The 13,188-nt window shown below is 45.4% G+C and carries 14 protein-coding genes and 1 riboswitch; of the genes, 8 read left to right on the forward strand and 6 right to left on the reverse strand.

Annotated features, from left to right (window positions below; all coding sequences use genetic code 11):
• Nucleotides 1–59 precede the first annotated feature (59 nt).
• The 4 genes from BW42_RS12815 to BW42_RS12830 form a co-directional block, all read right to left on the reverse strand.
• Nucleotides 60–689 carry a nitroreductase family protein gene (locus tag BW42_RS12815; RefSeq protein ID WP_081780431.1) on the reverse strand — a complete coding sequence of 210 codons (630 nt, stop codon included), beginning with the start codon at nucleotides 687–689 and terminating at the stop codon, nucleotides 60–62.
• 52 nt (nucleotides 690–741) lie between these two features.
• Nucleotides 742–1,377 (reverse strand): nitroreductase family protein, encoded by a 636-nt coding sequence (locus BW42_RS12820; protein WP_035411851.1) that lies wholly within the window; start codon nucleotides 1,375–1,377, stop codon nucleotides 742–744.
• Nucleotide 1,378: 1 nt separating this feature from the next.
• Nucleotides 1,379–1,834 (reverse strand): MarR family winged helix-turn-helix transcriptional regulator, encoded by a 456-nt coding sequence (locus tag BW42_RS12825; protein ID WP_035411854.1) that lies wholly within the window; start codon nucleotides 1,832–1,834, stop codon nucleotides 1,379–1,381.
• Between the two features lie 154 nt (nucleotides 1,835–1,988).
• Complete coding sequence (locus BW42_RS12830) at nucleotides 1,989–2,654, reverse strand: YitT family protein (RefSeq protein ID WP_035411857.1); 666 nt, start codon at nucleotides 2,652–2,654, stop codon at nucleotides 1,989–1,991.
• A 153-nt stretch (nucleotides 2,655–2,807) separates the two neighbouring features.
• Here BW42_RS12830 and BW42_RS12835 point away from each other — a divergent pair, with 153 nt between their 5' ends.
• The 5 genes from BW42_RS12835 (at nucleotide 2,808) to BW42_RS12855 (ending at nucleotide 7,262) form a co-directional block, all read left to right on the forward strand.
• Nucleotides 2,808–3,593: a DUF817 domain-containing protein gene (locus BW42_RS12835; RefSeq protein WP_081780432.1), complete on the forward strand. Its 786-nt coding sequence runs from the start codon at nucleotides 2,808–2,810 to the stop codon at nucleotides 3,591–3,593.
• Between the two features lie 197 nt (nucleotides 3,594–3,790).
• A complete protein-coding gene (locus BW42_RS12840; protein ID WP_035411859.1) occupies nucleotides 3,791–4,429 on the forward strand; it encodes a DUF975 family protein in 639 nt (212 codons plus the stop codon).
• Between the two features lie 110 nt (nucleotides 4,430–4,539).
• Nucleotides 4,540–4,642, forward strand: a riboswitch (SAM riboswitch).
• A gap of 74 nt (nucleotides 4,643–4,716) precedes the next feature.
• On the forward strand, nucleotides 4,717–5,775 hold the full coding sequence (locus tag BW42_RS12845) for an LLM class flavin-dependent oxidoreductase (protein ID WP_035411862.1): 1,059 nt from the start codon (nucleotides 4,717–4,719) through the stop codon (nucleotides 5,773–5,775).
• Nucleotides 5,772–6,719: a RimK family alpha-L-glutamate ligase gene (locus tag BW42_RS12850; RefSeq protein ID WP_035411865.1), complete on the forward strand. Its 948-nt coding sequence runs from the start codon at nucleotides 5,772–5,774 to the stop codon at nucleotides 6,717–6,719. Before BW42_RS12845 ends, BW42_RS12850 begins: the two co-directional genes overlap by 4 nt.
• 75 nt (nucleotides 6,720–6,794) lie before the next feature.
• Nucleotides 6,795–7,262 carry a hypothetical protein gene (locus BW42_RS12855; RefSeq protein ID WP_035411867.1) on the forward strand — a complete coding sequence of 156 codons (468 nt, stop codon included), beginning with the start codon at nucleotides 6,795–6,797 and terminating at the stop codon, nucleotides 7,260–7,262.
• Between the two features lie 226 nt (nucleotides 7,263–7,488).
• Here the strand turns inward: BW42_RS12855 and BW42_RS16065 are convergent, their stop codons facing one another.
• Nucleotides 7,489–7,869, reverse strand: coding sequence for an NUDIX domain-containing protein (locus BW42_RS16065; RefSeq protein ID WP_052019147.1), 381 nt, complete (start codon nucleotides 7,867–7,869; stop codon nucleotides 7,489–7,491).
• 65 nt (nucleotides 7,870–7,934) lie between these two features.
• Entirely contained in the window at nucleotides 7,935–9,557 is a 1,623-nt protein-coding gene (locus tag BW42_RS12865; protein WP_035411871.1) for an ABC-F family ATP-binding cassette domain-containing protein, read from the reverse strand.
• A 299-nt stretch (nucleotides 9,558–9,856) separates the two neighbouring features.
• Between BW42_RS12865 and BW42_RS12870 the strand changes: the two genes are divergently transcribed.
• The 3 genes from BW42_RS12870 (at nucleotide 9,857) to BW42_RS12880 (ending at nucleotide 13,173) form a co-directional block, all read left to right on the forward strand.
• Complete coding sequence (locus BW42_RS12870) at nucleotides 9,857–10,726, forward strand: prohibitin family protein (protein WP_035411874.1); 870 nt, start codon at nucleotides 9,857–9,859, stop codon at nucleotides 10,724–10,726.
• Between the two features lie 214 nt (nucleotides 10,727–10,940).
• The gene (locus BW42_RS16070; protein ID WP_052019148.1) at nucleotides 10,941–12,464 is read left to right on the forward strand and encodes a hypothetical protein; all 1,524 of its coding nucleotides are present in this window, start codon (nucleotides 10,941–10,943) and stop codon (nucleotides 12,462–12,464) included.
• Nucleotides 12,465–12,480: 16 nt separating this feature from the next.
• Nucleotides 12,481–13,173 carry a WxL domain-containing protein gene (locus BW42_RS12880; protein ID WP_035411877.1) on the forward strand — a complete coding sequence of 231 codons (693 nt, stop codon included), beginning with the start codon at nucleotides 12,481–12,483 and terminating at the stop codon, nucleotides 13,171–13,173.
• The last annotated feature ends 15 nt before the right edge of the window (nucleotides 13,174–13,188 follow it).

Genomic DNA, 13,188 nt, shown 5'->3' on the forward strand with positions numbered 1-13,188 from the left:
CTCTGAGTATACAAAAAAGCCGGATTCCTATAAAAGGAATCCGGACTGAGTGAGATCGCTTATTTCCATTCTGCGATGTCAGCGATTGGTAGACGAACCGATGGGTATCCTGCATCTACTGCTTTACCGATTGAAAGCAACATGACTGGGAGGTAACGCTCTTTTTCAAGACCGAATGCTTCCGCGATTTGATCTTTTTCGTAACCGCCGATTGGGTTTGTGTCGTAACCGTGCGCACGAGCGACGAGCATCAATTGCATCGAAACGAGACCTGAGTCGATCAAGATGCTATGTTTCAACGTCTTCTGGACGGTAGAAACCTTTGATGGCTGGTACTTGGCGATCGCGTACTTCTTGTGGCATGAGACCTTTTTCAACAGCCATATCGTAGATTGTCTCGAGTTGATATCGACCGCGTTCATGTCACCGAAGACAGCGATGACAGCAGAAGATGTCTCGACTTGGACTTGGTTGAATTTCGCGAGTGGTGCAAGTGTTGCTTTTCCTTCTTCGCTATCGATAACGAGGAAACGCCATGGTTGCATATTGACAGAAGAAGGTGCAAGTGTTGCTTCTTCAAGGATTTGTGTCATTTCTTCTTTTGAAATTTTTACGTTCGTGTCGTAGTTACGAATCGAGCGACGTCCTTTAACGATTTCCATGAAGTCCGTTGTTGTTTGAGTAGTCATAATTATTCAATCTCCCTTGTGTATGTTTTTTCTTTTTTGTGGTGTGAAAAACTTATTTCCAGTCTGCGATGTCGTTGATCGGTAGGCGAACCGATGGGTATCCTGCATCTACTGCTTTACCGATTGAAAGCAACATGACTGGGAGGTAACGCTCTTTTTCAAGACCGAATGCTTCTGCGATTTGATCTTTTTCGTAACCGCCGATTGGGTTCGTATCATATCCGTGCGCACGAGCGACGAGCATCAATTGCATCGAAACGAGACCTGAGTCGATCAAGATGCTATCTTTCAAATCGTTTGCTGAGATACTGCTGTACATGCCTTGGATTGCAGGTACTTGGCGATCGCGTACTTCTTGTGGCATGAGCCCTTTCGCAACAGCTGTGTCGTAGATGTTTTCGAGTTGATCGACTGCGTTCATGTCACCGAAGACAGCGATGACAGCAGAAGATGTCTCGACTTGGACTTGGTTGAATTTCGCGAGTGGTGCAAGTGTTGCTTTTCCTTCTTCGCTATCGATGACGAGGAAACGCCATGGTTGCATGTTGACGGAAGAAGGTGCAAGTGTTGCTTCTTCAAGGATTTGTGTCATTTCTTCTTTTGAAATTTTTACGTTCGTGTCGTAGTTACGAATCGAGCGACGTCCTTTAACGATTTCCATGAAGTCTGTTTGAGTTTGCGTTGCCATATTAAATCGACTCCTCTTTTAGTTTAGGTAATGCGTCAGCGTTTGCTTCGATGCGCTGAATCATCTCAGCTAACGTCCGTTGTTCTTCAGCAGAGAATCCTTCGAGTAGATCCTCGAGAAACTCATCTTTTTGTTCGCGTAATTGAGCGATGCGCGTCGCCCCTTGTTCCGTTAAAGAAACAAGAATCACCCGATTGTCAGCAGCTGAACGCTCGCGAGCAATCATCCCGGTCGATTCCAGGTGCTTGAGATGACGGGTCACTGCCGCATGATCCACATTAACGCGTTTTTGTAACTCTTTTTGGCTAATCGTTTGATCGACTTGTAGTTGAGCGAGTAGATCCATTCGAGTCTGACTAAAACCATCCGTACAGAGATCAAATTTTTGAGCAATCGTCTTATTGACAGAAACGAGTGCATAGATCAACCGTCCTTTTTCAGTGCAGGAGATACTCAATCCATCACATCCTTCCCTTCGTTCGAAGAAACCTTTGACGTATCAAAGATTGATATGTAAACGAATATAACGTGTTTAATTTGATGACGCAACTTATTTGCTTTTAACATAAAAAGAGATATCATTCACGCGGAATGATATCGAGTCAGGCGACTTAGCTAATTTGGCGTTTAGACGCTGGAATTCCTTTTGCATCGATCGCTGCAATGATCCGACGGAAATAGAACAACCAAAATTGTAGGAATGGTCCGATTAAGAAAATCGAGAGGATTGTACCGAAGAAAACAGGACCACCGAGCAACCAGCCAATGCCGCATGCCGTGACCTCCATGATCGTCCGCATCAGACGAATCGACGTTCCAAATCGCTCTGCAAGTGTCAGCGTCAACCCATCGCGTGGACCGGCTCCATATCCGACAGCAACATAAAGACCTGCCCCCATGCCGATGATGAAGATGCCGAAAATCAACCAGATCGTATTCAACCAAATCGACTCAAAAGAGGGTAAGAGATGAGAATTAAGGACAAGATTCATGAAGACACCGACGAAAATCGCGTTGACGAGTGTTCCAATTTGTGGTGTGACGCGGTCTAATGTGTACTTAACGAACACGAGTAATAGACCAACGAGCAAAATAATCGTTCCGACGGACAGTGGTGTTTTCTTTTGGAGACCGAGATGCAATACATCCCACGTCGAGACACCGAGTTCAGCAGTGATCATCATCGATGAGCCGAGAGCGAGTAAAAATAAACCGAGTAGGAAGAGTCCCCACTTTAACGTAGCGCGTAATAACCAGGAAGCACGATGACGCGTCATGTCTAACACCTCATTTCTTAAAAATAATTGATTCGTTAACTGTATCATGAGGAAAGTAGAAGAAGAAAGACGAAATTTTCCGTTTTTTCCATCTTAAGAAGGAGGGGAAGGTCGAAAGAGAAACGTATACTGAAGAAAAAAGGAGATGACAGGATGAAAGCGATCCGACACCTGATTCGTTTTACATACATAGAAGCCGTCTGTTGCGTCTTTCCCGTCATGATTTTCGCAGCGCTTGCTCTTTCACGTTATCTTCCTGCTGAACCGATCGCTCGATACGATCTCCTGTTGCTATGGTGTCTTCTCGTCCAAATCGTCTTACTTGTCACGCGTTATGAAACGCTGGAAGAGTTCAAACTGATCTTACTCTTTCACGTGATTGGTCTAGCACTTGAACTGTTCAAAGTGAACGTTGGGTCTTGGAGTTATCCGGAACAGGCTCTAACGAAAGTGGCTGGTGTTCCCTTGTATGCAGGATTCATGTATGCAAGTGTCGCAAGTTATGTCTGTCAAGCGTTCCGAAGATTTCATTTACGCTTCACAGCATTCCCACCACCTTGGCTTGCGATCAGCGTAGGCAGTCTCGTCTATCTCAACTTCTTCACCCACCACTGGATCTTCGATGCACGCTGGCTATTGATGGTCCTCGTCGTCCTTGTCTTCTATAAGTCATGGGTTCATTTTACGATCGAGCAGACGATCTACCGGATGCCGCTCGTCCTGTCTTTTTTACTGATCGCGTTCTTTATTTGGATCGCTGAGAATATCGTGACGTTCTTTAAAGGGTGGGTCTATCCGCATCAGGAAAGAGGATGGGAAGTCGTTGATCTCGGAAAATTGTCTTCTTGGTTCCTGCTTGTGATCATCACGGTCCTGATCGTCATCGTCGCGAAATACAAGCAACGGGATCCGGCTGTGGAGATATATCAGCATACATAGACGAAAAACATGACATTTCGTTTGCGATGAAGCGCTTCGATGTTCAACGCTCGTTCTAACATGTGGACGACAAACAACTTGAGCGTGCTTGGCTCAACCAGCAACGAGACGGGAAATTATTGAAAAAAGAGTGAAACATTAGAAGTTTTAAGCCGTAGAGTAAGGTGAGAACTTATTTTTCAAGGAGGACCTTACTCATGTCATCTCAATTAAAGAAAGCAGCGAAGGAGTCGCTCAGCGGTCGTTGGGGATTTGCAGTCCTAGCTTTTCTGCTGTTTAGTATTATTCAGGGTGTTCCTAATTTATTTGGATCGGATATCGATGAGCCGTCTAGTAGTATAGATCTCGTTGTATCATTGGTGTCGATTTTATTGATTCCAGTAGGAGTCGGTTGGACATGGATTGCCATGTCGATTGCTCGTGGCGAAGAAACGAAAGTGACGGATTTGTTTGAGCCATATGGTATGTTCCTGAAAGTGGTGGGGCTGGCCATTGTTCAATTCATCTTTATCGCGCTCTGGACGTTACTCTTAATCATCCCTGGTATCATCAAGTCATTCTCTTACTTGTTGACGTACTACATCCTTCGGGATGAGCCGTCAATCGGTATTCTCGAGGCAATCACGCGTTCACGTCAACTCATGGATGGTCATAAAATGGAAGCATTTTTACTCTTCCTATCATTCATTGGTTGGGCGTTGCTTGTCATCGTTACGCTTGGTCTTGCTGTCCTATGGGTCGGACCATACTTCAGTGTCACGCTTGCCAAATTCTACGATCGTATTCGTGGGGAGCAGGCGCCAGAGCAGACATCAGATTTCGTCGCACCATACTAATTCCGAATCCCGACATCACGTCGGGATTTTTCTTTAGGGGTAAATCCGATAGGAAAAGACGGTTTAATGGTTGCTTTAGTTCAATGAATTCTGTACGATGAATGCAACACATCTTATCTAGAGAAGTCGAGGGACTGGCCCGAAGACACTTCAGCAACCCCGCTATGGCGGAAGGTGCTACTTCCAGGAAGGAATACCTTCTGAAGATAAGAGCGGACAGGACAAGATACCGTCGCTCTTTTCGAACTTCGAAAAGAGCGTTTTTTTATGATAAGGGGGACGATGGAGTGGAGTATGGTTTTTGGTTACCGATTTTTGGGGGATGGTTACGTAACGTCGAGGATGAACAGATGCCAGCGACATTCGATTATGCGAAACAAGTCGCACAAACAGCTGAACGCATCGGCTTCTCGACGACGTTAATTGCGGAATTGAACTTGAACGATATCAAAGGCATCAAGGAACCGAGTCTTGAGGCATGGACAACGGCAGCGGCGATTGCTGCAACAACAGAACGTCTTGAAATCATGACAGCGGTTCGTCCCGGGTTCCATAATCCGGCGACGACGGCGAAGATGGCGGCAAACATCGATCAGTTGAGTGGAGGACGATTTACGCTCAATGTCGTCTCGGCCTGGTGGGCAGAAGAAGCAAAACAATACAACGGTATTTTTACTGCACACGATGAACGCTATGCCCGAACGGAAGAGTTCGTCACGGTCATGAAAGGACTATGGGCAGATGCGTCACCGTACAGCTTCTCCGGCAATCACTACACGATCGAACAGGCAGAACTCCATCCGAAACCCGTCCAGCGTCCGGGAATTAAGCTCTACGCTGGTGGAGAGAGTGAAGCCGGAAAACGGACGATCGTCGAACATTGTGATGCCTACGTCATGCATGGAGGCACTGTTGAAGAAGTAGCTCATAAAATCAATGACATGAAAATACGCCGGGAAGCGACGGGACACGCACCGCTTGAGAGCTTCGGTCTTGCTGCCTACATCATTTGCCGGGATACGGAAGAAGAAGCGCTTCTTGAGTGGCAACGCATCACGGACGTCAAGGAAGACAGCGCCGGTTATGCCGGTTATCAAGATTTCATCAGTAAATCGCAACTCGAACAACAGGTCGAGCGAAATGATTATTCCGTCTCGAACCGTGGTCTGCGACCGAACTTGATCGGAACACCAGAACAGATTGCCGAACGGATTCTAGCGTTCGAAGCCGTTGGTGTCACGTTGCTCTTGTTACAATTCTCACCACAACTCGAAGAAATGGAACGCTTTGCCCGTGACGTAATGCCACTGGTCGAAGCGAAACGAAAGGTAGGTCAACAATCATGACAAAAATTCATATTCTCCACGAAAACCAAGAATGGACGGATCATCTCATCAAACGTCTCGAAGAACTCAAGTTGCCGTACGAGCAGTGGCACTTGAATGAAGGAATCGTACCGTTAGATGAACTGCCGCCAGAAGGTGTCTTTTACAGTCGTATGAGTGCGTCTTCGCATACGCGGGGGCATCGTTATGCGCCAGAGTTGACGGAAGGGGTCCTCGCTTGGTTAGAAGAGCATGACCGGACTGTCTTTAACGGAACGCGTGCGCTCCGTCTTGAAGTCAGCAAAGTCAATCAATACACGGCATTGCGTAAGGCTGGGATTCGTGTACCAAAGACAACAGCTGCTGTCGGACGTGATCAAATCGTACAAGCAGCAAAAGAAATCGGTGTTTCGTCATTCATCACGAAACATAACCGTGCCGGGAAAGGTCTCGGCGTCCAGTTATTCCATTCGATTGAAGCACTTGAAGCTTATCTCGATGGTTCGACATTCGACGAACCAGTCGATGGCATCACGTTGATTCAAGAGTACATCCAAGCACCAGAACCGTACATCACGCGGTGTGAGTTCGTGGGTGGAAAATTCGTCTATGCGGTCCGAGTCGATACGTCGGAAGGATTCGAACTTTGCCCAGCTGATGCGTGTGTGATTGATGACTTGTTTTGCCCAGTTGGTGAAGAAGCGCCGCAAACACCGATGAAGTTCCAAATCGTTGAAGGCTTCGATGATCCAATCATTGAAAAGTACGAAGCGTTCCTCCAAGCGAACCAGATCGCGGTCGCAGGTATCGAGTTCATTAAGGATGCGTCAGGTACGATCTATACGTATGATGTCAATACGAATACGAACTATAATTCCGATGCCGAAGCTGCTGCAGGACGCTACGGCATGCTTGAACTGGCGAAGTTCCTCGGAGCTGCTCTTGAAACAAGCACAGTAAAATAAGAATCTGCTCCCGCCCTGTCACCGGACGTTACAAGACCGGATGACAGGGTATTTGTATAGAAAGGGGGCGGATCTATGATTACGTGGAGAGAAGAACGACAGCTCGATATCCCGATTGAGGAAGCATGGCACTTGTTTGATCACACGCGGCTGCAACGTCTGATTCCGAACGTCGTCCAGCATGAGGTGATTGAACGAAAACCGGGTGTCGTCGGTTCGACGTATCGTCAAACGTACATGCAGGGCAACCGACTCGAAACCTACATCGTGACCGATTTAGCCTATACGAATGAGCCGGACTTTAAACAAAATACGATTGGATTCACGTTAGCTAAAATATTTAAGATTGAGATGACGTTTACGCTCAAACCACTTGGACACGCTCGTTGTCTGTTGATTTATACAGGAAAAAATGAAGGGGCAAACTTCGTTGGGAAAAGTCTCTTGTCACTCGGTGGCGAACGAGAAAACGAGAAAATTGTTCAGGCCTTGTTGCAACGTGTCGAAGAAGAGGCAGCGAAACAAAAGAAGAACAATGCATGAAAAAACGGATTCCCGCGCCTGAGAATCCGTTTTTTCATATCTTATCGATTCGTATACGATTTGTGACCACTCGGTAAAACGGATAGGCAGTCGACACCTTGATAACGTTCTCGTTTTCTATCGCTGGATCGAGCGATTTTGGATTATCAAAAAGCTTAGTTACCGACTACTATTTTTAAGTATAAATACGGTTATTAAATTTTCATTTAATCCAAAGATTATATCGTTACGATAGTCGACGCAAACGAGAAATCTGTGAATCATCTTGAAGCTCCTTTAATGGTCGAAACCGAACAGCTCGTAATTCTTGTTGATCAAGCGATAGTTCAGGATCGATCCCGAGTCGAGGTTCAGGACTATCTAAGACACGGCGAACGAGAAAACATGTCTCTGTTCCTTGATCCATTGAAATCTCGTAAAGTTTCCGTTCGACCGTGACGTGAAGATGCGTTTCTTCTAACACTTCTCGCACGACGGCATGCTCTTTAGTTTCACCGTTCTCGACACCTCCGCCGGGTAACGTCCAAAATGTCCGGGAAGGGGTATGTAACTCGACCATTAGAATCTGTTGCTCTTCAATCAACGCAGCGCATACGCGATGTCGCAAATCGCATTCCTCCTTCAACGTGTTCAAAAAAGAGACCGAAACGACAGTTCCGGTCTCTTTTAAAATCATTGTGCGTATAACGCTGTTAATTGCTGTTGGATCGTATCGTTGTTCAAATACTCATCGTATGTCGTTTCTTTATCGACGATACCGTTTGGTGTCAACTCGATGATGCGGTTCGCGATCGTTTCGACGAACTGGTGGTCATGCGAGCTGAAGAGCATTGCGCCTTTATAAGCGATCAAACCATCGTTGAGTGCCGTGATCGATTCGAGATCCAAGTGGTTCGTTGGATCGTCGAGTACAAGGACGTTAGCACCACTGAGCATCGCTTTTGAAAGCATACAACGGACTTTTTCGCCCCCGGATAAGACAGATGCTTTTTTCATGACTTCTTCTCCTGAGAAGAGCATCCGACCGAGGAATCCACGGAGGAACGTATCGCTCTCATCTGCCGGTGAATACTGACGGAGCCAATCGAGGATCGTCTTATCCGAGCCTTCGAAGAATTCCGAGTTATCTTTCGGCAAGTATGATTGGGAAGTCGTGACGCCCCATTTGAATGTACCGCTGTCCGGTTCCATCTCACCCATAAGGATTTTGAATAGTGTCGTGATCGCGATATCGCTCTGGCTGATGAACGCGACTTTATCCGTCTTGTTCAACGAGAAGCGGACATTATCAAGGACTTTGACGCCATCGATCGTCTTCGAGAGACCATCGACCATCAAGAGATCATTTCCGATTTCGCGTTCTGGCGTAAAGCCAACGAACGGATAACGACGTGATGATGGACGAATGTCGTCGAGTGTGATTTTATCAAGCAATTTCTTCCGTGACGTCGCTTGTTTCGCTTTCGAAGCGTTTGAGCTGAAACGTGCGATGAAGGCTTGAAGTTCTTTAATCTTCTCTTCTTTTTTCTTGTTTTGGTCACTTGCCATACGCGAAGCAAGCTGACTTGATTCATACCAGAAATCATAGTTTCCGATATACAGTTGGATCTTACCGTAATCAAGATCCGCCATGTGCGTACAGACGTTGTTCAAGAAGTGACGGTCGTGGGAAATGACGATGACCGTGTTTTCGAATCCGATCAAGAATTCTTCAAGCCATTTGACAGCTTTCAGGTCGAGTCCGTTTGTCGGCTCATCGAGTAAAAGAATGTCAGGTTTACCGAACAATGCTTGGGCAAGCAAGACTTTAACTTTTTCAGATCCTGTCAGCTCAGCCATCGTTTTCGAGTGAAGGTCTTCCTTGATGCCAAGTCCTTGTAGAAGCATCGCTGCTTCCGACTCCGCTTCCCAACCGTTCATTTCAGCGAATTCACCTTCGAGTTCAGCAGCACGCATGCCGTCCTCATCTGAAAAATCTTCTTTCATATAAATCGCATCTTTTTCTTTCATGACTTCATAGAGACGTTTGTGTCCCATCATGACTGTTTCGATGACTTGGAATTCTTCGTATTCGTAATGGTTCTGGCGAAGGACGCCTAAGCGTTCGCCTGGTGTGATGATGACATCGCCTTGTTGTGCTTCAATGTCACCAGCGAGAATTTTCAAGAACGTTGATTTACCGGCACCGTTCGCACCGATCAGACCGTAACAGTTACCTGGCGTGAACTTGATGTTAACGTCTTCGAATAATTTTCGGTCCGCAAAGCGAAGACCGACGTTTTGTACTGTAATCATATAGAGATGAACCCTCGTTTCTAGTAAGTGATGTGCTCATTCGAGTGTACCACAAATCATGATCTGTCGTAGAGCAGGCAAAGTTCTTTCCATATTAGGACAGAAATTAAAAATAAGCAACCGGATATTTAAAATAATGAAACATTTTCCAGATGGATGCGTAGAAGAAAGTAAGGAATTCGCTAGAGGAGGGGTTAGATGGCCATCTTTTTCACGTTATTGTTTTTCGCCCTCATCGTTTTGCTTGGCATGGAACTCTATCGCTATATCCAAGAAAAGATTGATAAAGGAGATTCAGAATGAGAGAAATCAAACCGAAGAAAAAAATTCGTCCATCGATGATCATCGCCGGTGTACTTGTATTAGCCCTGCTGGCTACAACGCCGTTCGTCGTCGAACAAATCGAACCCGGACAAGTTGGTGTCGTTTATACCCCGTCAAGCGGTGTCAAAGATGAGACGTTATCACAAGGCTGGCATGTCGTTTCACCAATCACACGGGTGACGGAGTATCCGATCCGTACACAGACGAAATCGCTTGATAACATGACGCTTGCGACTAAAGACGGAAAGAACATCGTCGTCGACTTTACATACAGCTTCTCCGTTTCGCCGGATAAGGTGACAAAAGTCTTCAACAAGTTCGGACCGATCGAAATCGATGAGATTGCCAAAGGTTACTTGAAACAACGACTCTATGATGCGTCGCGTGAGCAAATCTCGAAAGTTACTGTCCTTGAACTGTTCGGTGAAAAATCAGGAAACGTCTCGACGAGCATTCAGACGCAGTTTGCAGAAGACGTCAAGGACATCGGTTTCATCATCGAGGATGTCGCACTCGGTGCACCAAAACCAGATGAAAAGACACAGGAAGCAATCGATGCGCGTGTCAAAGCGTCGCAGGAACTCGATAAAAAGAAAACGGATCTTGAAATCGCTAAAGCAGAGGCAGAACGTCTTCGCGTAGAAGCAAAAGGAGCAGCCGATGCGCGTTTGATCGAAGCTCAAGGGTTGGCAAAAGCACAAAAAGAATTACAGAAGACGTTGACGAAAGAAATGATTCAATACGAAGCTGTCAAGAAGTGGGACGGGAAATCACCACTTGTCAGTGGATCAGGGAGTATGGTTCAACTACCGATTCCAGATGGTACAACAGAAGAAAAGAATTAAAACTCGATGTGCTTGGAGACAAGCACATTTTTTTATTTCATCATAATAAATCTATTGTACGTATTATATATTGGAACTAAATTTTAGTATATTAATAAATATTTACGCATTTTATATCTTTTAAATGCCAAATTAACGGTTTAATTGCCTTATTTAGAAGGAAGATAGACGTATAGATCAATGGAATTAGGTCGTAAGGATGGGAGGGGAGCGTTTGTATCGAAATCGATCACCGAATCTTTTTATCATCTTGATGATTCTATTAGTAACAAGCTTTCCGATTCCGCACAGTCATGCGATGACTGAGGAACTTGAAATTCCAGACCCTTTGACGTCATCGTTTTGTGAAGAGACGTTGAATGATCCAAAGAAAAAGGGCTTGTTAGAAAAAGAGGAAATCGAACAATGCGAAGAACTCATGGAAGTAGAGAAGACACCAATAACTGAGAGTGAAGACCCACCAACATCTGAGACATCCCCAACCGAGAGTGAAGACCCACCAACACCCGAGACATCCCCAACCGAGAGCGAAGACCCACCAACACCCGAGACATCCCCAACCGAGAGTGAAGACCCATCAACACCTGAGACACCCCCAACCGAGAGTGAAGACCCATCAACACCTGAGACACCCCCAACCGAGAGTGAAGACCCATCAACACCCGAGACATCCCCAACCGAGAGTGAAGACCCATCAACACCTGAGACACCATCAACCGAGAATGAAGATCCATCAACATCTGAGATAGCTCCAGATGAAGAAGACAATGAAGTTCCCGTGCAACCTGATTCTGAAGAAGAATCATCGAGCGAAATTACAGCACCTGCCCCAAAGCCAATTAAACCAAGACAAGAGAAGCAACAAGCGGTTGCACCGACACTTGCCGGAGTAGCACTGCTCGGAACATCAAACTTAGATGCTTCCTATAATGGAACGACTCAAACGATTACATTAGGAAATACTGTTTCTGGATTGTTGAGCTTAAATTTATCAAGCGGATATATTATTTTTCGACTACCACCAGAAGTGATGCAAAGTATTGAAACGAGTTCCGTCAAACTTCAATATCGCTATAATGGATTACTTGGAATTGGATCGCAAACGAGAGATGCGACAGCAATAATCGATCGAACGAATAACCAAATTTATGCTGATGTTAGCTCTTTATTAAAGCTATCTCTTCTAAGTAACGATCGATTCATCTTATCTTTCAAAGTCGGCAATCTACCAGTCGGAGTCGATAAAGTCTATACATTTCGGAGCGTTTTAGCAGATGGATTAGTTGATTTAAATGTTTTAAGTAGTGGTACGGCGACAGCAACACTTGGAATCGGACCAACATTTAACTTAATCGTACCGGATACGTTAGACTTCGGAAGTCATGAGTTGACCGGACGTGAGAAAATAATTCCTCGCTTGTTCCCAATGACGATTTCTATTTCGCACGAAAATGCAACAGGTTACAACTGGAAGCTACAAGCGAATCTCAGTCGTCCTTTGACGAGTAAAGAAAATCATGTGTTAAATGATGTTCTTTATTTTAAGACCACTTCTAAAACCCAATTGTTACAAGCGACTGCTATTGAAATTGCAACAGGGACGATGTCGGCTAGCTCGAATCAAACACCGTTAACCTACGCAGAAAACGAAGGGATTATTCTCGACTTAACTGGAAAATATCCAAAACCTTCATCGTATAGCGCAGATATTCAATGGAGTTTAATCAATGCACCATGAAAAGGAGAGAACAGAAATGAAGAAACGTTTCGCTGTTTCGACGGTATTGATGAGTACGGCTTTGGTTTTAGGAACAACTACTGGATGGGCAGCGACTTCTACTGGCGAGTCGACGGCAAAAATCACGTTCACGACGAATGAAGCACCGGTCATCGTGGATCCAGATGATCGGGACCCGAATAATCCATATGAACCAGACAAAAACGGCGGAAACACACCTACAGGAAATACAGGACCATTGACACTCGATTATGCGCCTAACTTTGATTTTGGATCAAACGAATTGCTTTCTAACAAAGCTGAGTTTAAGGCGACCGATCAAAAACCATTTCTCCAAGTAACGGATCGTCGGGTCAATCCGACAGAATGGGAAGTGACCGTGAAGTTGGGAGACTTTATAGATGAAGGTGGAGCCCCCTCGTTAGTTGGTTCAACGTTATCCATTGATGCTGGAACTGTTCAAACACTAGTGAATGTATCAGGATTCACGGCACCTACGACAGGAGACATAACATTGACACCAGGAAATGCAGGAGATGCGCAAACGATATTAACATCCCCAGAAGGAACGTTCTCAACTTGGCAAATTTACTGGAAGGGTAACGGAACCGATAACGATTACATCAAACTCAATGTACCAATCAATTCTCAAGTGAAAGGCACGCATACCGCAACACTCGACTGGACGCTTACGGATGTCGTGAATTGACTTGAAAGCAGGTGG

Origin of the sequence: Exiguobacterium sp. RIT341, assembly GCF_000632205.1 — a bacterium.
Lineage (GTDB): Bacteria > Bacillota > Bacilli > Exiguobacteriales > Exiguobacteriaceae > Exiguobacterium_A.

Excerpts from the sequence above, each read along its gene's own strand:
- BW42_RS12815 (WP_081780431.1), bottom strand. The coding sequence starts at position 689 with ATGACTACTCAAACAACAACGGACTTCATGGAAATCGTTAAAGGACGT.
- BW42_RS12820 (WP_035411851.1), bottom strand. The coding sequence starts at position 1,377 with ATGGCAACGCAAACTCAAACAGACTTCATGGAAATCGTTAAAGGACGT.
- BW42_RS12830 (WP_035411857.1), bottom strand. The coding sequence starts at position 2,654 with ATGACGCGTCATCGTGCTTCCTGGTTATTACGCGCTACGTTAAAGTGG.
- BW42_RS12835 (WP_081780432.1), top strand. The coding sequence starts at position 2,808 with ATGAAAGCGATCCGACACCTGATTCGTTTTACATACATAGAAGCCGTC.
- BW42_RS12840 (WP_035411859.1), top strand. The coding sequence starts at position 3,791 with ATGTCATCTCAATTAAAGAAAGCAGCGAAGGAGTCGCTCAGCGGTCGT.
- BW42_RS12850 (WP_035411865.1), top strand. The coding sequence starts at position 5,772 with ATGACAAAAATTCATATTCTCCACGAAAACCAAGAATGGACGGATCAT.
- BW42_RS12855 (WP_035411867.1), top strand. The coding sequence starts at position 6,795 with ATGATTACGTGGAGAGAAGAACGACAGCTCGATATCCCGATTGAGGAA.
- BW42_RS12865 (WP_035411871.1), bottom strand. The coding sequence starts at position 9,557 with ATGATTACAGTACAAAACGTCGGTCTTCGCTTTGCGGACCGAAAATTA.
- BW42_RS12870 (WP_035411874.1), top strand. The coding sequence starts at position 9,857 with ATGAGAGAAATCAAACCGAAGAAAAAAATTCGTCCATCGATGATCATC.
- BW42_RS12880 (WP_035411877.1), top strand. The coding sequence starts at position 12,481 with ATGAAGAAACGTTTCGCTGTTTCGACGGTATTGATGAGTACGGCTTTG.